The 19,096-nt window shown below is 40.8% G+C and carries 20 protein-coding genes; 10 read left to right on the top strand and 10 right to left on the bottom strand.

The annotated features are described in order from the left end of the window. Positions 1–84: 84 nt before the first annotated feature. Together L1765_RS13510 and L1765_RS13505 are read right to left on the bottom strand one after the other, a co-directional pair. Positions 85–816 carry a 3'-5' exonuclease gene (locus L1765_RS13510; protein WP_236408016.1) on the bottom strand — a complete coding sequence of 244 codons (732 nt, stop codon included), beginning with the start codon at positions 814–816 and terminating at the stop codon, positions 85–87. Next, positions 816–2,720, bottom strand: coding sequence for a DUF294 nucleotidyltransferase-like domain-containing protein (locus tag L1765_RS13505; protein ID WP_236408015.1), 1,905 nt, complete (start codon positions 2,718–2,720; stop codon positions 816–818). The genes L1765_RS13510 and L1765_RS13505 overlap by 1 nt, the downstream gene beginning before the upstream one ends. A 177-nt stretch (positions 2,721–2,897) precedes the next feature. On the opposite strand from L1765_RS13505, the gene acsA reads away from it, so the two are divergent. After that, positions 2,898–4,610 (top strand): acetate--CoA ligase, encoded by a 1,713-nt coding sequence (acsA, locus tag L1765_RS13500; protein ID WP_236408014.1) that lies wholly within the window; start codon positions 2,898–2,900, stop codon positions 4,608–4,610. A 347-nt stretch (positions 4,611–4,957) separates the two neighbouring features. Further along, entirely contained in the window at positions 4,958–5,641 is a 684-nt protein-coding gene (locus L1765_RS13495) for a DUF421 domain-containing protein (protein WP_236408013.1), read from the top strand. Positions 5,642–5,648: 7 nt separating this feature from the next. Here the strand turns inward: L1765_RS13495 and L1765_RS13490 are convergent, their stop codons facing one another. Genes L1765_RS13490 through L1765_RS13475 form a run of 4 tightly spaced genes read right to left on the bottom strand, consistent with a single transcriptional unit; the run spans position 5,649 to position 9,837 of the window. Beyond that, a complete protein-coding gene (locus L1765_RS13490) occupies positions 5,649–6,737 on the bottom strand; it encodes a GerAB/ArcD/ProY family transporter (protein WP_236408012.1) in 1,089 nt (362 codons plus the stop codon). Positions 6,738–6,767: 30 nt separating this feature from the next. Further along, positions 6,768–6,998 (bottom strand): hypothetical protein, encoded by a 231-nt coding sequence (locus L1765_RS13485; RefSeq protein WP_236408011.1) that lies wholly within the window; start codon positions 6,996–6,998, stop codon positions 6,768–6,770. 18 nt (positions 6,999–7,016) lie between these two features. Then, positions 7,017–8,243, bottom strand: a complete 1,227-nt coding sequence (locus tag L1765_RS13480) for a Ger(x)C family spore germination protein (RefSeq protein WP_236408010.1) — start codon at positions 8,241–8,243, stop codon at positions 7,017–7,019. 31 nt (positions 8,244–8,274) lie between these two features. Further along, positions 8,275–9,837, bottom strand: a complete 1,563-nt coding sequence (locus L1765_RS13475) for a spore germination protein (protein ID WP_236408009.1) — start codon at positions 9,835–9,837, stop codon at positions 8,275–8,277. A 277-nt stretch (positions 9,838–10,114) separates the two neighbouring features. Between L1765_RS13475 and L1765_RS13470 the strand changes: the two genes are divergently transcribed. After that, positions 10,115–11,656, top strand: a complete 1,542-nt coding sequence (locus L1765_RS13470; protein ID WP_236408008.1) for a rhomboid family protein — start codon at positions 10,115–10,117, stop codon at positions 11,654–11,656. A gap of 48 nt (positions 11,657–11,704) precedes the next feature. Here L1765_RS13470 and L1765_RS13465 read toward each other — a convergent pair whose 3' ends face one another. Beyond that, complete coding sequence (locus tag L1765_RS13465; RefSeq protein ID WP_236408007.1) at positions 11,705–12,604, bottom strand: hypothetical protein; 900 nt, start codon at positions 12,602–12,604, stop codon at positions 11,705–11,707. 74 nt (positions 12,605–12,678) lie between these two features. Here L1765_RS13465 and L1765_RS13460 point away from each other — a divergent pair, with 74 nt between their 5' ends. The 6 genes from L1765_RS13460 to L1765_RS13435 all read left to right on the top strand — a co-directional run bounded on the left by L1765_RS13460 (position 12,679) and on the right by L1765_RS13435 (position 15,723). After that, a complete protein-coding gene (locus L1765_RS13460) occupies positions 12,679–13,467 on the top strand; it encodes a carbon-nitrogen family hydrolase (RefSeq protein ID WP_236408006.1) in 789 nt (262 codons plus the stop codon). A 74-nt stretch (positions 13,468–13,541) separates the two neighbouring features. Beyond that, positions 13,542–13,667 carry a YqzM family protein gene (locus tag L1765_RS13455; protein ID WP_236408005.1) on the top strand — a complete coding sequence of 42 codons (126 nt, stop codon included), beginning with the start codon at positions 13,542–13,544 and terminating at the stop codon, positions 13,665–13,667. Positions 13,668–13,894: 227 nt separating this feature from the next. Continuing rightward, entirely contained in the window at positions 13,895–14,083 is a 189-nt protein-coding gene (locus L1765_RS13450; RefSeq protein ID WP_236408004.1) for a hypothetical protein, read from the top strand. Continuing rightward, positions 14,068–15,033, top strand: coding sequence for a glutaminase A (glsA, locus tag L1765_RS13445; RefSeq protein ID WP_407942270.1), 966 nt, complete (start codon positions 14,068–14,070; stop codon positions 15,031–15,033). The genes L1765_RS13450 and glsA overlap by 16 nt, the downstream gene beginning before the upstream one ends. 80 nt (positions 15,034–15,113) lie before the next feature. After that, positions 15,114–15,401, top strand: coding sequence for a YlaN family protein (locus tag L1765_RS13440; RefSeq protein WP_236408026.1), 288 nt, complete (start codon positions 15,114–15,116; stop codon positions 15,399–15,401). 115 nt (positions 15,402–15,516) lie between these two features. After that, on the top strand, positions 15,517–15,723 hold the full coding sequence (locus L1765_RS13435) for a DUF1657 domain-containing protein (RefSeq protein WP_236408003.1): 207 nt from the start codon (positions 15,517–15,519) through the stop codon (positions 15,721–15,723). Positions 15,724–15,789: 66 nt separating this feature from the next. Here the strand turns inward: L1765_RS13435 and L1765_RS13430 are convergent, their stop codons facing one another. From L1765_RS13430 to cax, 3 genes are read right to left on the bottom strand one after another with little or no spacing between them, the layout of a single operon-like run. Next, positions 15,790–16,155: a DUF4363 family protein gene (locus tag L1765_RS13430; protein ID WP_236408002.1), complete on the bottom strand. Its 366-nt coding sequence runs from the start codon at positions 16,153–16,155 to the stop codon at positions 15,790–15,792. A gap of 5 nt (positions 16,156–16,160) precedes the next feature. Next, on the bottom strand, positions 16,161–17,027 hold the full coding sequence (locus L1765_RS13425) for a DUF421 domain-containing protein (protein WP_236408001.1): 867 nt from the start codon (positions 17,025–17,027) through the stop codon (positions 16,161–16,163). A 52-nt stretch (positions 17,028–17,079) separates the two neighbouring features. Then, positions 17,080–18,126: a calcium/proton exchanger gene (gene cax / locus L1765_RS13420; RefSeq protein ID WP_236408000.1), complete on the bottom strand. Its 1,047-nt coding sequence runs from the start codon at positions 18,124–18,126 to the stop codon at positions 17,080–17,082. Between the two features lie 156 nt (positions 18,127–18,282). Here cax and L1765_RS13415 point away from each other — a divergent pair, with 156 nt between their 5' ends. After that, the gene (locus tag L1765_RS13415) at positions 18,283–18,840 is read left to right on the top strand and encodes a hypothetical protein (protein ID WP_236407999.1); all 558 of its coding nucleotides are present in this window, start codon (positions 18,283–18,285) and stop codon (positions 18,838–18,840) included. Positions 18,841–19,096: the final 256 nt, after the last annotated feature.

The following is a 19,096-nucleotide window of genomic DNA, read 5'->3' as shown; positions in this document are numbered from 1 at the left end:
GCAAGTGATTCTTACGTGTGCCTTGAAAATGGTTGCTTGATGCCATAAAGAACCCGTAGGGAGGGTTTGCATTCGATTTGATGATCAGGATGGAAACCGTTGCATATGAAAGATTTCATCGGTCAAGTCCCGCAAAGTTTTGATCCTGTTTTGCTGCAGCTTCTGAATGAGTTTAATGAATAATTGAGCAGTCATGATGGCATCTGCAAGTGCAGTATGTCTATTTTTATTAGGGATATGATAAAAATCTAACAGTTCATCCAACGTATAATTTCCCATGGTTGGATGAACCATCGAGGCTAAACTGAGGGTATCAATGACAGGATTGGATATTTTCCTTCTGCACGTTTTTCTTAGTTTAAAGTTAAGAAACTGTATGTCAAAATGAATACAATGACCAACCAAAGGGACATTGCGAATAAAAATAAGGAATTCTTTCACGGCTTCTAAAAGGATTGGGGCGTGGCGGACTTTGTCTACATTAATCCCGGTAATGGCGGTCACTGCCTCAGGAATTTCCTTTCTGGGATTCACATAGGAGTGAAAGGTCTGGTCATATCGAATTTCTCCGTTGATGATTTTAACGGCTCCCATTTCAATAACTTCATCCCCGGCATGGGGATGAAATCCGGTCGTTTCGGTGTCAAAAACGACAAAGGTCATTTTATTCAATGGGGTATCGGGGGATATCCCATGACATGTATCAATCAGGTGGACGATCTGATGCAACAGTTGCTGATCAATTTCTCCTCTTATGTCCCTATCCCTTTTCCCCAGGATATGCTTTAGATACTTTCTCCATGGAAAAGAGTTCATCATGATCCACCTTCGATTTCTTTCAGAAAATATCGTTTAACCACATGCTGAAACCATTTGGTGGTGGAAAGAGATTCCTTGAGCCGGATCCGTTCTTCATTGCTGAGATGATCCGGATTGATAAAATGGCTGACGCCAATCCCTTGTTCCACCCTCCAAGCATTTTGCTTTAAACGAAGTACGATAAACCAGTGCAAGGCCCTTTCAATTTCCTCTACTTCATCTATTGAGAATTCTCCTATCCCGTGCAGTTGAGCTAAACGATCCCAAGATGAAACAACGGATAATCCATGCCAAAGGGAAAAGGCACGAAGTCCATTGATGAGGTGAATCAACCCGCCATCCTTTATATTCACTTCATAAGCATGCTCTCCAGATTTTTCTGTAATAATTCTGCCAAAAATTCCTAGGGGAACCCCCGTGGTTGAATCATTCATAACCATTCGCTTGATAAGAGCGGTTTTTTTTGGTACTGTCTCCATCATATATTTCCGAAGATTCTGGGCTAATTTAAAATCTCCGTAGATCGGCCGGAAATCAGTAATAAGGGAGAAATGCCGGATTTCAGCTGGGGATGAATCTATTTTCCATTGATCGATTTCTTCCTTCCAATCTGAAATGGAACGCCTCCATTGCGGATAATTGGCACTAGCATTTCCTTTAGGCCTGGGAATCCCAATTTTGATTAAAGTGTCAACCACCTTTTCTGTTAATCTGGAAAAATAACACTCAATCATCAATTGATCTGTAGAAGGATAATCCTGATAAATTATGGCATGATTTTGGTCAAAGGGAACGGTTTGCTCTTTTCTCCCGTCACTTCCCATGGCTACCCAACAATAATGAACGGGGGGAGAACCATAACCTTCTTGTTCCATTTCCCTTTCCTTTAAAAAGAGCACCCGCTGTGTCAAGCGGTCATAAAATTCTGTGGCAATCGAGCAAATTTCCTTTGCATCGGCATGCTGGGCGGATAAGGTAAACAACAATTGTTGAATTTGCTTTCTTATTTTTTTCAGATCCACAAGATCCTGTTTTTTTTCCAAATCATACAATACATGCAAAAAATCGCTTCCCCGGGCTTGGAGGAAATTTCTCATGGTCAAGATTCCCGTCAGTTTATTTCTCTCTGTCACCACAATATGTTTACTATGGTTTTTGATCATGGCATAAAGGCCATCATAATAACTGTTTTCTGGATGCAGAATCACCATTTTTGAGGACATGACATCTGATGCTTTTAAGTAAATTTCCTCTCTTGACAAGGAACGAATTAGATCCTTCTCTGTAACGATTCCGATGGGAGTTTCAAATTGATCTACAATGACCAATGAACTAACCTGGAAAGTATCCATTTTTTTAGCCAATTCAGTTAGAGAAAGATCAAGGGTTGCCGTTTGCACCGGGTTGGACATCATATCCCCGATTTTTTTTCGAAAGGGGTAAGGATCGATCGATGGAATCTGATGAATATTTTCTTTTTTCAGCTCATAATAGAGGGATCTTAGCCGCTTACTCACGTCTTTAGCCATCCATTCGGCAAACAGGGGATTGTGATGGAGAAGTGCTCCAAATTCGTCCTTAGGTATGACCAGACAAGTACATTCGGTTACGGTTTTTACAGAAAAACCTGGGTCTTCGTTGGTTATGGCTGAAATGACACCCATTAATTGTCCGGGGTGATGAAACTTGATGGTTGCTTCTTCACCGTCACGATGCAGCACACAATTTTTTGCCATCCCTTCAAGAAGCAAAAAAATGGGGGTATTTCTTTCTCCCGATTGTATTAAATAATCATTTTTCGGATACGCCATCACCTTGGAATTTCTAAAAAGCTTATCTAATACTGGTTGATCCAACAAAGTAAAAGGGGGCATTTGTTGAACTAGCTTTTTATAATCCATAAAACGAACACTCCTAAGATCCATACTCTTTCACCATAACTTCATCATAATATAGTTGGAGCAAACACACCATATAATTTTTGAATTTTTAAACAAAAAAATCATTCAAAATTGCATGAATATGTTATAATGATAAAAGAAAATTTATAAGATAAATAAAATGGGAGGGGACATTCTGTGAAAACAACGGAAATCATTGAAGTTATTCCGGGTAAATTTAATCTTGCAAACTACGATGAAACCTACAAGACATTCAAATGGGAGGATGTGGAGAAGGAATTTTCATGGTATGAAACTGGCAAAGTAAATATGGCCTATGAAGCCATAGACAGACATGCCGAAGGTTTTCGTAAAAACAAAGTCGCTCTGTATTACAGTGATGCAACCAGAGACGAAAAATATACATTTATGGAATTAAAACGCTTAACTAACCGATTTGGGAACGTTTTGCGCAAATATGGAATCCAAAAGGGGGACAGGGTGTTTATTTTTATGCCCCGTTCACCTGAGTTATATGTCAGCCTGTTGGGATCATTAAAAATTGGTGCGATTGTGGGTCCCCTCTTTGAGGCCTTTATGGAGGCGGCTGTCAAGGACCGTTTGCAGGACAGTGAAGCAGTAGCCATAGTTACGACTCCGCAACTTCTTCCCAGGGTTCCCCTTCAGGAATTGACTGCGTTAAAGCATGTGATTTTGGTGGGAGAAAAAATTGATGAAGGCTATATTGATTATTATGCTGAAATGAAGGAAGCTTCAGAGGATTTGGAAATAGAATGGGTAGATAGGGAAGATGGAATGATTCTTCACTATACCTCCGGGTCTACCGGTAAGCCTAAAGGAGTTTTTCATGTCCATAATGCAATGATTCAGCATTACCAGACCGCCAAATGGGTCCTTGATCTGCAGGAGGATGATGTGTATTGGTGTACGGCAGACCCCGGTTGGGTAACAGGGACCTCCTACGGGATCTTTGGACCTTGGCTAAACGGAGCTTCCAATGTCATCCGCGGAGGACGATTTAGTCCTGATGATTGGTATGCCACTATTGAGAAATATAAAGTGACCGTTTGGTACAGCGCCCCTACAGCATTCCGGATGTTGATGGGAGCAGGGGTAGATGTAATCAAAAAATATGATCTGTCCTCACTCCGTCATATACTAAGCGTGGGAGAACCCCTTAACCCTGAAGTGGTACGCTGGGGAATGGAAGTGTTTAACAAGCGGATTCATGACAACTGGTGGATGACGGAAACTGGGGGACAACTGATCAGTAACTATCCATGTATGCCCATCAAGCCTGGCTCTATGGGGAAACCTTTCCCGGGAATTAAGGCGGCGATTATTGATAATGAAGGAAACGAACTGCCACCATATCGCATGGGAAATCTGGCCATTCGGACGGGTTGGCCTTCCATGATGAGAAAGATATGGAAGAATGAACCCAAGTATAAGGAATACTTCAGCATTCCTGGCTGGTATGTCTCCGGTGATTCCGCTTATATGGATGAAGATGGATATTTCTGGTTCCAGGGACGGGTGGATGATGTCATCATGACTGCTGGCGAGCGGGTAGGTCCCTTTGAAGTAGAAAGCAAACTGGTGGAACATCCTGCTGTGGCTGAAGCCGGTGTTATCGGAAAGCCTGACGCCGTCAGAGGGGAAATCATCAAAGCTTTTATTGCGCTAAGACAAGGATATGAGCCATCAGAGGAATTAAAAGCCGATATTGCCAAATTTGTGAAGGAAGGATTAGCGGCCCACGCAGCGCCACGGGAAATCGAGTTTAAGGATAAACTTCCAAAGACACGAAGCGGAAAAATTATGCGCCGGGTGCTGAAGGCTTGGGAATTGGGTCTGCCTACCGGTGATCTTTCCACGATGGAAGATTAATTTAATTGAACTGATCCAGTGGCTAGGTCCACTTTTCAACCAAATATAGGTGTGGTGAAATAATAAGCTTATCCGTCCCTTTACAGGGAAGGGTAAGCTTTTTCCTTCCTGACAAAACATAGGCTTGCTATTTATACTCTCCCTTGGATATTCATCTTTCGGCTAGCGGCTGGCTTAGATTTAGCAATAAAAGTAATGGGCAGAATTCCAAACATTGAATAATTTAACCCAGATTCAAAAGAAATATCGGCTTAGATGTAATGGTAAATACAACGAACAAAGTAAGAATAAGCATTTGAAAAATGATAAAAAATAGGGAGTAGGTTTGGGAAATCGGGGGTAAGTTTATGACAAAATTTATCGTTGAAGTGATTATTCTGTTTCTGTTTTCTGTATTGCTGATTCGCCTAATGGGAAAATCTTCTCTGGCCCAGGTGACTCCACATGATCTGATGGCGATCATTTTAGTGGTGACCATGGCTACCCAGCCTATTCTCCATCAATCTCTTTCCAGGACATTGATCGGGATGTCGGTCGTTGCTTTGCTTCATATCTTGTTTTCCCGCTTCACCCTGTATAAATGGATGAATCGATTGTTTATAGGGGAACCTACGTTATTAATCAAGCATGGAAAAATTATTAGGGAAAATATGAAAAAAAGCCGTTATTCATTGGTAGAACTGTTAGCCAGTTTAAGGACTGCCGGCTATCCTAATATTCACGATATAGAATATGCCATTTTGGAACCTATCGGAAGAATTAGTGTGATTGCCAAGGCAGATAAAAACCCCATCACTCCTAAAGATTTAAAATTAAATGTTTCATATCAGGGCCTTCCTATGGCTATCATCATCGAAGGCAAGGTGCAAGAGAAAAATCTGCGGCTGATTGGAAAGGATAGGGAATGGCTTTACTCAGAAATAAAAGCACAAGGATACCAGGATGTCAAAGATATATTTTTTGCTAGTCTCACGGATAAAGATGTACATTTGTATATTGATAACGGAAATGGAATGACCGGTGAAAAATGAATTTTTTTTACCATTGCCCTCTCCATTTTCCGATGATCAATAATAGGATCGGTAGAAAAAGACCATAGGTTAAAGAATAGGGGGTCCATATTTTTGATACGAACGTTTGAAAATAGATGATGTTTGGACTTGCTACCAGGGAGAGCATCACTAATATCATGCCAGAAGGCAAAATCAGCGGACGGTAAACTTTTAACTTCAGCACTTGACTAAGGCCAAGAACGGAAGCATAAAAGCAGATGGTCAGTTTAAAGTAGATCGTGATAAACCACAGAGCCGCCATTATTGCTTCTACCCGTTGCAGAAAATCGCCGATATTAATTTTTTTTGCTAGAGCATAGCTGGGATAATAGTGTCTGGCTGTAATGTCTACTCCAAGAACAAGAATGCTCATCATGACAACTGTAACGATGACAACGGCCCCAAGTGAGGTTCCAATGAGAAAAGCTTTCCCTGCTTTTTTTATGTTATCTACGTATGGAAAGATCATAAGAAAAACCACCAGCTCCAAAAAAGGAAGACCAAGAAAAGGGAAAGCAGCTTTCAGTATCGGCTTAAACCCGCCCTCCAAGACAGGTTGTATCTTTAGAAACTCTAATTGCGGGGAAACAAAAAAGGTGAGAAGCAAAAAAAGTCCGATCACCCATGGAAATAAAATTTCTGCGGATCGGGTTATTGTTTCTAATCCCAATCTTGCACCCATCATCACAATCATTGCAAAAATGATCTGAATCGCCTGAATGGGTGTCTCAGGCATAATCTGAGTGGTCAAGAAATCTCCGATTTCCCTTAGTAAAAGGGAGGCGAGGATAAAGAAATAGCTGATAAAGAGAAGAGAAACGGTTTTTCCCAGCCACTTACCTAAAATCATCTCATTATACTCAATAAGAGTCAGTTCTGGGTAAATAGTTCCCAGTTTTATGTATAACCACACGAATAACAAGCCGATCCCTAATCCGATGATGGCGGCTATCCATGCATCCTGTTTTGCTTGTTCCGCAAGGCCGCTTGGAGCAACCAAAATGGAACTGCCAATCGTGAAAATAAGGGTTAGGATCTTAAATTGGCTCACTCCGATTTTGCCGTTTTCCAGCATGATGTGTTTCTCCTTTACATTAATAACCTTCTATAACAAACCAAAAATCAAATCACTTAAGGGCTTATAGATTATCGTAATCCAGTCCAAAGGGTTGGGGAGGTTTATTTGCAATCCTTCAACAATACTGAGACCTGTCCCTATAAAAAGAAGAATAGAAAATACCCACAGTTCTTTTTTTAGGTTTTTTTTCAATAGAGAAGGAACTTCAATAAGAGCAATGATCCCGGCGATGAATAAGATCCCCAATACGACCCACATGATTGCTCCACCCTTCATTTATTTTTTAAAAAACGGATTGTTGATAGTTCCTGTCCGTCTAAGTTTGACATCCACCTTAAACTCCACTTTTATATCGGCAAACTCTTTGTCCCAATTCTTCTTTAAATCTTTCCAAGCCTTAGGATTGCTCCGGTGAATGGCTTCTCCAAAACCGAAGATATCCGCCTTTAATGTTTTTTGTGCTTTGCGAAGGGCCTTTTCCATATTTTCTTTAATGACTTGCTCTGTTTTTATTTCCTGATCATAAAGGGTTTTCGTCTTGGTTAAATCAAGGGGGCATTCCACTTCTCCAATATTTCCTTCTGCCCAATAATCAATGGTTATTTTAGGTCTACCATTTTCCACTCTTCCTTTGATGGTTGCCTTAGTTCGAATAATCTCAATGGCTGTTTTTCCCTTTGGACAAGGTACATTTACGATTGTGCTTTTTACCTTTCCCTGGATTTGATTGTATCCAATACTTTCATCTTCATTCAGCCAACCCACCAACTTTCCTTTTTTAAACGCGGCAATTCCAGAATATTTGATATAGCCAAGGGAATCAATTCTTTCTACATTTTCTCTTGTCTGAGCTTCCTTTTCATCTCCCTTAACCATCACCCCTGTTAATACTGCTTCTCTGCCATCGCTGGTCAAAGCGGAAATCAATTCATCGAGGGTTACATTGAGTGTTCCCGCCCAACTTTTTTGGGACATTTTAAGGGAGGAGAACATTTTGTTTCCCGGAATTACTTCTATTGGAGTAAGAACATCAATCACATCGTCAGGGGTGGTTCCATTGGTTACCACGATGTAAAAATCAGTACGAAATTCATGGTCCCTGGATATCATATCCAGGGATTTTTCGATACCGTCCTTTGCTAAGTGTTCTCCAATCACCACCATCCGTAACTGAGAAAAATAAATCTTCCGGGGAACTTCGGTTGTTAATTTGCGAAACGCTTCAAATAGGGTGTCTGCTTTGGCATGATAGGTAGTCACAGGAGTACGGGTGCCAGGAGCTCCTCCGCCTTTTTGGGCAATTTGTCCGGCATTAATAATGGAAACAGAAACATGATATTTGCCATCCGATTTTTCCAATCCCAGAATAGAGGCAATCGCCAATTCATCCAATTCCCGGCGGTTCCAGCAGCCGCCAAGGGAAACCATCATCACAACGATGACCAAGATTGTCAGAGTTTTTTGAATCAGGGTTTTTCGTTTATTGGGAATGGGTCGGTCCATATATCCTAACTCCTTTGATCGAAGGTTAAACCTAATTGTTTTTTTGTCTTTGCCTTGGTTCCGGTTTTTGCGTGGGAGGCATATCCTCACGGATGATATTTTTCTGGTTGATTAAACGGGGACGGGAAAACATACCCCAGATAGGCAGGCGGAACATGGCATCTTTATTATCAGCAAGAATAAAGGGAGCAAATGGAGTCATATAAGGAACCCCAAAGGATCTTAAGCTGGACAAATGAAGAACCAATGCAATGAGTCCCACGGTAATACCGAATAAGCCAAAGGAAGCAGAAAGGCCCATTAACAAAAAGCGAAGAATTCTTATGGATATAGCCATATTAAACGAAGGAAACACAAAGCTGGCGATGGCGGTAATGGAGACGATAATAACCATTGCTGCCGATACAATTCCGGCCTCTACGGCTGCTGTCCCAATGACCAATGCTCCCACAATGGACACCGCCTGTCCCACGGCCCTTGGCATCCTGACTCCCGCTTCTCTTAGAATCTCGAATGATACCTCCATCAATAGGGCTTCGATAAAGGCAGGAAAGGGAACCCCTTCCCGTTGGGCTGCCAAGCTGATTAGCAGGGTTGTAGGCAGCATTTCCTGATGAAAGGTGGTAATGGCAATATAAAGGGAAGGGGCAGTAAGGGCAATGAAAAAGGCAACAAAACGGAGAAATCGAAGCAAAGTTCCAATATCCGCCCTTTGGTAGTAGTCCTCGGCTGCTTGATAAAACTGCATAAATACAGCAGGTACCAGAAGAACAAATGGGGTTCCATCGACTAGAATTGCTACACGCCCTTCTAAAAGACCAGCTGCAATCACGTCAGGGCGTTCGGAATGAAATATCGTAGGAAAGGGAGTATAGGTCTCATCCTGAATTAGTTCTTCAATATAGCCGCTTTCCAGAATTCCGTCTATTTCAATTCGATCCAATCTTCTATGGACCTCTTCCACGACTTTGTCATTCACTATTCCTTTAATATACATAATCCCTACAGAGGTTTTCGTTACCCTTCCAATTTCCTTTGTTTCCAACCAAAGATTAGGATCTTTAATCCTTCGCCGGATAAGGGAGGTATTGGTTCCCAACGTTTCAGAAAAGCCATCTCTCGGCCCTCTAACTACAGTGGTAGAGGAAGGCTCCGTAACTCCCCGATCCTCCCAACCCTTTGTTCCGGCTGAAAACCCTTGGGAAAAACCATCGACCAATATCACAGTATTTCCGGATAAAATTTCGTTAAATAAGGTATTAAAGTCGTTTATCTCTTTTACATCACCAATCGTTATGGCAATTTCTTTAAGATTACTTAAAAAATGTTGTGATATTTTCATATTCGGATGGCTTTCCTTCACGTTGATCATTAAGGATTCCATGATAAAGTCTTGGATACTTTTTTTGTCCGCCAACCCATCGGTATAAATGAGTCCAGCCATTATTTTTCCTGATTTGCCAATCTGGATCTCCCTCGTGATGATATCGCTACTGTTTCCCAGCCTTCTCTTAACCTCATCAAAATTTTCCTTGAGACTTGATTTCAGGGGCTGTTTTGGGTGAGCAGGCCGATTTCTTTTTATAAATCCCATCTTTTATCCCTTCTAACTTTTCACTTCTTCCCTCTAAACCAAATGATTTGAATGATTTTGCTTATTTGTAACATGTACCTCACTAGGGTAAATTATACGAATGATCGAACCTCTTACGACTAAAGAAATGAGTATTTAAAATGGATTTCATAAAAACAGAGAATTTCAAATGAACTTGAAATCCACCCCATAACGTGATAATTCTTATAGAGTAATAAAATAAATTTTTAGATCTACTTCTACAGGATCCTAATGATTAAGATTTGGAGGAATTTGCTTGGATATCAGTGCAGCCCTTTGGGCTATGGCCCATCAACTGGTCGTTCAAAAGGATTATTCACTTTTACATGTGGAAGGAAATGAAACATTCCAAGGCAATGAGGAGTCAGTCCCGATACTTCATTTGGCAAAAAAGGAAGGAAACCAGATTCATTATGCCCGATTAACGGTATCCCGGTATTTGTGGGGTTCTGTTCTAAACAGAAACATGGAGGAACAATTGACTTATTTGGAGAGGTTTCGTCAGGAGAACCGGGCCAAGAAAATTAAGGGCTATCATCTATACTTGTTTCCCGATCCGATGGACCGACATACCATTGAAAATCTTGGCGAGATCAAGGGGATTGAAAAGGAATCTGTCCACTTATGGACGGGATATCTTGATTTGACCGATGGGATTGTGAAGGGTGAGAAGGAATTTGTTGAGGAAATGGGAGGTAAGCTTCCTGCCGTTCATGCCCCGGTTCAATATTTCATCTCACAGATTCGTCAGCTTGCTGAGGCAAGGGAAAAGGAAATCAGAAAGCTTTTCCATTATGGGACCCCATTTTGGACTTATGTCATCATAGCTGTTAATCTTCTGGTGTTTCTTTGGCTTACGTTAAATGGCGGAAGCGAAAATTCCGAAACCTTGATTCGTTATGGGGCGAAATATAATCCGGCAATTATGGAAGGGGAATGGTGGAGATTTATTACTCCCATTTTTCTTCACATTGGTTTTTTACATATCGCTTTTAATAGCATTGCGTTATATTATCTGGGCTCCGCCGTGGAGAGAATCTATGGAAGATCCCGTTTTCTTATCATGTATTTCATAGCGGGGATTTTAGGGAATGTCTCCAGTTTTTTATTTACTCCCAATCTGGCTGCAGGTGCTTCCGGTGCCATCTTTGGAAGCTTCGGGGCTTTATTGTATTTTGGAACCCAGCATCGGAAATTGTTTTTCCGGACGATGGGAAAAGATATTTTGGTTATCCTGGCGATCAACTTAGCCATAGGATTTATCTATCCGGGAATCGATAATACGGCCCATATCGGCGGATTAGTGGGCGGATTTATTGCTGCTGCCATGGTTCAACTTCCCAACAGGAAGAGTTGGAGAAAATCATTTCTGTCTTTTCTTGCAACCATTCTTCTGATAGGCGGAGGAATATGGTTGGGATTTCAGTCAGAGGCAAAGCAGCAGGAATTATTGATTCATCAAGCAGAGCAATGGATGAAGCAGGGGGATTACGTAAGTGCCGAAAAGGGGTTTGAAGAGCTTTTAAATAAGGAATTTGAAGATCCTTTGATCTATTTTAATTTATCATACGTGAAGTTGAAGCTGGGCAAGTGGGAAGAGGGAGAGAAATGGTTGCTGGAAACCATCAAAAGAGATGGGGATATTCCTGAAGCCCATTTTAATCTTGCCCTGGTTTATCAGAGACAGGGGAGATGGAAGGAGGCAAAAATCCATCTGGAAGAAGTGCTGAAATTGAGGTCTGATTTTCCCGATGCACAAAAAATGCTGGACGAAGTAAATCAATACATCACTCAATAGAATAGAAATATATGGATGAAAGCGGACGTGTGAATCTTTAGTTCCGTTCTAACCGGAGATTTTTTGGAATATCTGATGGAAGTTCCCATCTTTTGTCCGGAACAGGACAATAAGGTGGGTTCCTTTTTTTTCAATGTAAATCATGGGGACTGTGCTGCCCGTCGTATCTATCGTTTTGCCTTCCTTTGTGGTGAAACCCATATAGTAGTGGCGGTAAAGATTTTCCCATAACTTCCCGATGACTTCCCGGAATGTACTGATATCAAATCCTGGTAGTCCTTTTTGATCATAGGGCGCCAAACGGGTGAGGGGAATAATGTAATACTCACTGGGTGGGAGGCCATACTGTTTTATTCCTTGTTCTATTTCAAAATTCAATAGTTGTTTATATCCGTTATCTATGATTGTTTTCCATTGTTTCTGTTTTGAGCTGGCAGGAAAGGTGAACTGCTCCAAATCGTCCCATGGAGTAGATGATACATAAAGATAATCATCACTCATCATTTGTTGGGTGGTTAATTCATTTTCTGAGTGGATTTCTGCATGATGATAGGAAATGACTTCAAATAAATGGCTGTTCCTCCCTTTCATCACCATTTGCTGCTGCAGTTGATCAGCATCTTCATTCCATTCATCACTTTTTCCAATAAGAATTCCGTCTTGAAATAACAGAAGAATATCATGTCTCACAGCCGTTTTTGAGCTGGTCTGTGAAACGGCTTGAATGATCACATCGTATTGATTTGTTCCGTCAGATGAGACAAAAATTTGGCTGTTTCCACTCTCAAAGGATAGGTCCGATGAAATAGGAAAATATTTTATGGCTTCCAAGTCAGTTGATAATTGATCATATGCTTTTATTCCAAAGTAAGATAATAAAAGAAGGAAAATAAACGAAAAGAGACGAATTCTTTGATAAAGGGCAAATTCTTTCATTATTTTCACCATTTTAATTACTTTTTTGTTCCATTTTAATATATGTAGAAATGGACAAGTATAGAACAAAGGGGGAGGAATCTCAAATGGAAAAATCAATTAAAGTAGCCCTGTGTCAAATAGATGTCGCTCTTGGAGAACCGGCATTTAATGCTTTAAAGGTGAAAGAGGGGGTGGAGAAGTCTGTAAAAAATGGGGCAAAGGCAGTTATTTTTCCTGAGTTGTGGAACACAGGGTATGATTTGGATGGTATCCCCCTTTCTGCTGACTGGGAAGGGGAAGAAACAACTTCCCTCCTATCTTCTTTGGCTCGAAAACATCGTTTAACCATTATAGGAGGTTCCGTAGCTGAAAGGAAGGAAGATGGAATTTATAATACCTCCTTTGTTTTCTCACCTGATGGGAAAAAGGTAGCAGAGTACCGAAAGATTCATTTGTTTCGGCTGATGAATGAAGAGAAGTACTTAAAGGCCGGAAATAAGATAACTTTATTTAATATAGAAGGGATCAAAGCCAGCATTGCCATCTGCTATGATATCCGATTCCCGGAATGGATTCGCAAAATGGCACTGGAAGGAAGTCAAATTTTATTCGTTCCTGCGGAATGGCCCCACCCAAGACTCCACCATTGGCGGCAGTTGCTGATTGCCAGAGCCATTGAAAATCAAATGTATGTTGTTGCTTGTAACCGAGTCGGGGAAGAAGGGGAGACGATTTTCTGCGGCCATTCCATGGTGATTTCCCCGTGGGGAGAAGTTATCGTGGAAGGGAAACAAAAGGAAGAGGTAATCTACGCAGAATTGGACATGACCCTTGTGGATAGAGTAAGGGGTGAAATTCCAGTGTTTCAAGACAGAAGGGTGGACTTATATTGAAAAGGAAATGGATGATATTTTTTTATCGTTTTGTTATTATAAGATAGTGAAGAAGGTTTGGGGGGTGACATAAAGTGACGAACAATCGGCAAAAAGAGGAAAACGATTTTGTTTATGGAGTTCAAGGATTTACGTTTTCTTTCCTGTTTTTCCTAGGACTTGGCATCATAGCAACGATCGTTAGTGTGATGATTCAATAGTTTTACGTGTAAATCTTTGCATCTTTCGATACGGAACCAGAGTTGTATATGCGTCCGTATATAAGAAATCCGTAAGTTATGGAAAATCCCTTACCGGGATTTTTTTATATTTTTCCAATATCCAAAAGATCACGATTATGTTAAAGTACAAATAATCCGAAAATATAGGGAGAGATGGGACCCACCGTGAGAGGTGGGTTCAGATCGTTATCAAGGAGGGAAGAATATTGATTTATACTATAGGTATGATTGTCTTGGGAGTGACCCTTTTCACATTAACGAAGATAAAGTGGTGGAGGAATCGGCTGTTTTCTAGATTGGGAAAAGAAAAGGGCGATCAGCGAATTCGATTCTTTCAATATATGGGATTTTTTTGGTTTTTGGTCGGGTTGGGCATGCTATGGATAACGAGATAGTGAAAGGAATGTCATCCATGCTACAGGTTCTAACGAAGCAGAAAAGATTGAAACAGTGGATCAATGAGATCCAGCCCATTAGTAAAAAAGGGAGACTGGCCACCTATATTCCTCAATTGGGTACTGCAAATCCTGATGCTTTGGGGATTGTCATTTGTCCTTTAGATGGGGACGTCTTGGCGGAAGGAAATACGAGTACACCTTTTACCTTGCAAAGCATTTCAAAGGTAATTACCCTTGCTTTGGCTCTCATGGATCATGGACCGGACAAGGTATTCTCTCATGTTGGGATGGAACCGACAGGAGATCCATTTAACTCCATTGTAAAGTTGGAAATGATGAAACCATCCAAGCCATTAAATCCTATGATTAACGCGGGAGCGATTGCCGTTAGTTCACTTATCAAAGGAAAAAACGCCGATGAGAAGTTTGAAAGGATTTTAGATTTAACCAGAAAATTGCTGAATAACCCTGGGATTACATATAGTGAAGATGTTTACTGGTCAGAATGGGAAACGGGAGACAGAAACAGGGCTCTTGCTTATTTTATGAGGGAAACAAAGGTAATTGAAGGTGATGTCGAGGAGATTGTTTCTTTATACTTTAAACATTGCTCCATTGAAGTCACCTGTTTTGACTTGGCCCAACTGGGATATGTATTGGCTAACTATGGCCGTAACCAAAGGGGGGAGCAGTTGATGCCTGCGGATGTAACCAGAGTGGTACACTCTTTTATGGTGACCTGCGGCATGTACAATGGATCAGGAGAATTTGCCATAAAGGTAGGAATCCCTGCAAAAAGTGGGGTTGCAGGGGGAATATTAGCTTCCGTCCCACAAAAAATGGGAATCGGGGTGTATGGTCCTGCTTTGAATGAAAAGGGAAATAGTATATGTGGGGTGTTGTTATTACAAAAGCTATCGGAAGCATGGAATTTGTCAATCTTTTAACTTTTTCCCCTTTTCAAACCCAAAGATTTATCCTATTATGGTATAAGGATGTATTACTGGGAATGGAGGGCGCTTCATTTATGGAGATGGCGATGGAACTAAAACGTAGAGCCTTGGAATTACTACAGAAAGATGCAGATAAAATTTCTAATCTCATTCAAGTTCAACGGGATAACCTCACCATGCCGCAATGTCCCCTCTATGAAGAAGTCTTAGATACCCAAATGTTTGGGCTTTCCAGAGAAATTGAATTTGCCGTTCGCTTGGGGCTTGTTACCGAAGCGCAAGGTCATGCCATATTGGCTGATCTGGAGAAAGAGCTTTCCAGTCTTCATGAAATATTCAGCCAAAAAATTGGACAATCCTAATATATGAAACATGATGATAAATTGGATATAAAATCTATGTAACATATCCCTTCCTTTAGGAAACCCTATAATTGGGCAAAAGCCTAAATCGTCATCTTAAGAAGGGAGTTTTTTTATGACCATCGGTACCAAATTACAACAAACTTTAGCCAGTGCGCAAGGGGTAAAAGCCAATTTAAAAACCTTTGCGCTGGATACCCAGGACCAGCAGGCAAAAAATATGTATAATCAATTGGCTCAAACCATGGACGGTGTGATTAACACCCTGCAAAGCAGAGTGAATTATGTAGAACAGCAGGAACCCCAATATAAAGGTCAATAAGAGAAAATGATAAAACCTGGGCAAATGCCCAGGTTTTCCATATGTAGAACCAAAGATCTAAACTTACTATAATTTAGCGATATTTTTCCATAGGGTTTGTAAACGATACAAAGTACTCAGGGCATCCGTTTTTTCATGAGCATCAATAAAAGCCCGGAGTTCTGACAGTGCTGTTTCAAGGTCTGAAATATCCCCTTCCTGGGCATTGAGAAAAACCCTCCGATGAATGGTTTTCCACCCAAATATTAATTTCTCATAGGTTACATGGGCCTCATCCCACTCTTCTCCCTTTACCTGTTGGACAAGGGTATCAATAAACCCTTCTATATCTTGTTCAGGGAAGAGGGGAACCTTAAAAGGATTTACATTACAGGCGGTTAACAATAATAGAGGAATCAAGATCAATACAAAAATGATCCATGGATTTCTCATCTACTTCACCTCTTTTGTTTGAGAAAAGACTTTAAATTTTTGGAAAGGGACGTTACTTCTTCTGCAGCGTGCTGATATTGTTTCTTCATATGGGTATCTTGAGTATCCAGAGCAAAGTTGTTTAAGTCGGCAGCAATTTGATCAAATTTGGCCATTAAAGAATAATGGGCCGGGGAAGCATATTCTTCCCAACTGTTTTTTAAATCGACAAATAACGAGCCGGTAGAATCAATTTGAGCTACACTTACCGTTGAAATATCGGTTATTCCTTTTTTAGCAAGTTCCCCGATCAACCACGCCTCATCCATGCCGGATTCAAGGAGTCGTTGGTTATTTATTTTCCCTTCCTTTATCAAAGTCATGGGCATTTCCTCTGGATTTACATGCAGATGGAGTTGATGTGGGGTGACCGGTTGTTTATCCGCTTTTTTCATCACACTGATCTGGCCATTTACTTCCATAATGGCCATTTGAACGTCACTCAAATTAAACACATTTTTTAAGCGCAGAGCCATCATCAATTGATCGATATGCATCCTTTCTTTCTTGAGATTTTCTTCCACAATATATCCATCACGGATAAGGATCCTAGGTTCACTTTCAATAACCCTTCTGAGAAAACGGCTCTTTAAGCTAATAAACCCAAGGGTAATCGGCAAGATTGTCCATACCAAAATCCCGATAATCCCTGTGATGGATTCTAACTCCAATCCAATTGCCAAGTCCGCAGCAATGGAGCCTACAGTAATTCCCACCAGATATTCGAAAAGGGTTAATTCCGATACCTGTTGTTTTCCGATGAATTTAGTCATGATAAACAAAAAAAAGAAAGCAAATAAAGAGCGGATCAGTACTAGTAAAGAAAAAGACATGACAAACCCTCCAACGTCTCATCTAAGGTTATCATGCCCAAAATTGTTCATTTCATGAAACAAAAAAGAATGCTGTACCCAAGATAATATAAACCACTAACAGTAGCACTCCCTCAAACCAGTTGGTCATTCCATCCCTTGAAATCGATTTAGCGATAAAGGCACTAACTGCAATGGCAGTCAATTCAATGGGGGAGAACACGATATCCATTGGATTACCAAACAATAAACTGATGAAAACAAGGACAGGTCCGACGAATAAAGCGATTTGCAAGCTGGACCCAATGGCGATTTCTACAGATGCTCCAATCCGGTTTTTTATGGCCAGGAGTATGGCGGCGCTATGTTCTGCGGCATTGCCGATAATGGCAATAAGGAATGCTCCCACAAACAGTTCAGACCATCCTAAACTTTCCGCCACTTCTTCAACTCCTGCAACCAGCCATTCACTTTCAACAGCGACGAAAAATGTGGCGATGACAAGAAGAAAAATGGAAATCCGCAAAGACCATACCGCTTTACTCCCTTCATGGACATTGTCTGCTAATTCTTCTTTATGAGTAATCATGGAAAAGATCAACCAAAGAATATATGAAAGAATAAGAACGCCAGCCACGACAAAACTTAGTGTCAGAATGCTGTTTTGCTCCAGTTGACCGAGGTAAATAGCCGGAATGAATAAAGCAATGACACCCAGGAGCATAAGGGACGCGTTATGTCCAGCTAAAATAGGATTAAAATGCTGAAACTTGTATTTCACTCCTCCTGCCAAAAGGCTAAGCCCCAGAACCAACAGCAAATTTCCGATAATGGAACCGGTGATGCTGGCCTTTACCATTTCAAAGAGGCCTTCCTTTATCAAGAAGATGGCGATGATTAATTCAGCTGCATTACCGAAAGTGGCATTTAAAAAACCGCCGATGCGGTCTCCGGCATAATGGGCTACACTTTCGGTTGCTTTCCCTAGGAGACCCGCCAGGAAAATAATCGCAATGGAAGCCGAAGCAAATTGAAATCCTGTACTTGAAGTGAAATACTGTGCAAAAGCACTCAACAATACAGTAAAAATGGCTAAAGAGAAAAATATGGATTGTCTCATCTATTGTCCCCCCGTTATGATCTATCATCTCATTCTGAAAAGTAGTTTACCTAAAAAAGTTTCCATTGTCATCCATTTTTTATTGAAATAAAAACATATGTTCTATATAATTAAGAATAGAATAAAAGTGGGAAAAATGTTATCAGGAGGTATAGAATGGAAACCATGCTTTTGGAAGATTTTATTATGGAAGGAGTGGCTTTTATTCCTTATTACATGCCATCGTACGGAGAGAGTACGAAATTTTTATTTGAAGACGGATCTTTCCGTGTATCCACGGTATCAAGCCGAACATTTCTCCAACGGATACATCGCTTCTTTGGGATGGATAATATGGCGATGAAGCAAAAGCTGGGCCGGGAAATCGGAAGAAAAAATTTGATACCTCTTCCTTTTTCCAGACATTGGACCTTAGTCCCCTTTAAAGTTCGAAAACCTATCGGAAACCAGCCAGCCTATGGATGGGTGTTATCCCATTCCATTCTGGAAATGAAGGAAGAATCAAGGATACGAACGACGCTCCTATTGACCGGTTCCCACCAATTGACCGTCCTTCAATCCTTTGGTTCATGTCAGTCTCAAATGAGAAATGTCAAATTGGTGGAATATTACTTTCACGATTTGCATCAGAAGATGGATCGCATATTCGAAAGACGGCTGAGAATTTATCCCATGACTAACCGCCACCAAAACTCCACAGATACAGAACTATGAACTGTATGGATGGAACTAAACTTACATGACCCGCAGGGTCACAAATTCTCATGAAAATAATTCCATCCAGTAGTTACCTAGTTACTGTATCATCGTCATCTTCTCATAATGGAAATTGAACAGGGGAATGGTAAGTCGTAAATCTTTATGGTGGTAGCAATATCAGACCCCGCGAACTAAACGGACAGCATCGATCATTGAGCACAAATTCCTGTTGCTGCGAGCACGAATATCAAATTACTGTTTGTCTCTGATC

It is taken from the genome of Microaerobacter geothermalis, from assembly GCF_021608135.1.
Taxonomy (GTDB): Bacteria; Bacillota; Bacilli; order DSM-22679; family DSM-22679; genus Microaerobacter; species Microaerobacter geothermalis.
The sequence above is the reverse complement of the archived record's forward strand: the minus strand, read 5'-3'. Positions and strand labels throughout refer to the sequence as shown.

Bases quoted from the DNA above. Each gene is read 5' to 3' on its own strand.
- L1765_RS13510 (WP_236408016.1), bottom strand. From the start codon at position 816: ATGAACTCTTTTCCATGGAGAAAGTATCTAAAGCATATCCTGGGGAAA.
- L1765_RS13505 (WP_236408015.1), bottom strand. From the start codon at position 2,720: ATGGATTATAAAAAGCTAGTTCAACAAATGCCCCCTTTTACTTTGTTG.
- L1765_RS13495 (WP_236408013.1), top strand. From the start codon at position 4,958: ATGACAAAATTTATCGTTGAAGTGATTATTCTGTTTCTGTTTTCTGTA.
- L1765_RS13490 (WP_236408012.1), bottom strand. From the start codon at position 6,737: ATGCTGGAAAACGGCAAAATCGGAGTGAGCCAATTTAAGATCCTAACC.
- L1765_RS13485 (WP_236408011.1), bottom strand. From the start codon at position 6,998: ATGTGGGTCGTATTGGGGATCTTATTCATCGCCGGGATCATTGCTCTT.
- L1765_RS13480 (WP_236408010.1), bottom strand. From the start codon at position 8,243: ATGGACCGACCCATTCCCAATAAACGAAAAACCCTGATTCAAAAAACT.
- L1765_RS13475 (WP_236408009.1), bottom strand. From the start codon at position 9,837: ATGGGATTTATAAAAAGAAATCGGCCTGCTCACCCAAAACAGCCCCTG.
- L1765_RS13465 (WP_236408007.1), bottom strand. From the start codon at position 12,604: ATGGTGAAAATAATGAAAGAATTTGCCCTTTATCAAAGAATTCGTCTC.
- L1765_RS13460 (WP_236408006.1), top strand. From the start codon at position 12,679: ATGGAAAAATCAATTAAAGTAGCCCTGTGTCAAATAGATGTCGCTCTT.
- glsA (WP_407942270.1), top strand. From the start codon at position 14,068: ATGGATAACGAGATAGTGAAAGGAATGTCATCCATGCTACAGGTTCTA.
- L1765_RS13440 (WP_236408026.1), top strand. From the start codon at position 15,114: ATGGAGATGGCGATGGAACTAAAACGTAGAGCCTTGGAATTACTACAG.
- L1765_RS13435 (WP_236408003.1), top strand. From the start codon at position 15,517: ATGACCATCGGTACCAAATTACAACAAACTTTAGCCAGTGCGCAAGGG.
- L1765_RS13430 (WP_236408002.1), bottom strand. From the start codon at position 16,155: ATGAGAAATCCATGGATCATTTTTGTATTGATCTTGATTCCTCTATTA.
- L1765_RS13425 (WP_236408001.1), bottom strand. From the start codon at position 17,027: ATGTCTTTTTCTTTACTAGTACTGATCCGCTCTTTATTTGCTTTCTTT.
- cax (WP_236408000.1), bottom strand. From the start codon at position 18,126: ATGAGACAATCCATATTTTTCTCTTTAGCCATTTTTACTGTATTGTTG.
- L1765_RS13415 (WP_236407999.1), top strand. From the start codon at position 18,283: ATGGAAACCATGCTTTTGGAAGATTTTATTATGGAAGGAGTGGCTTTT.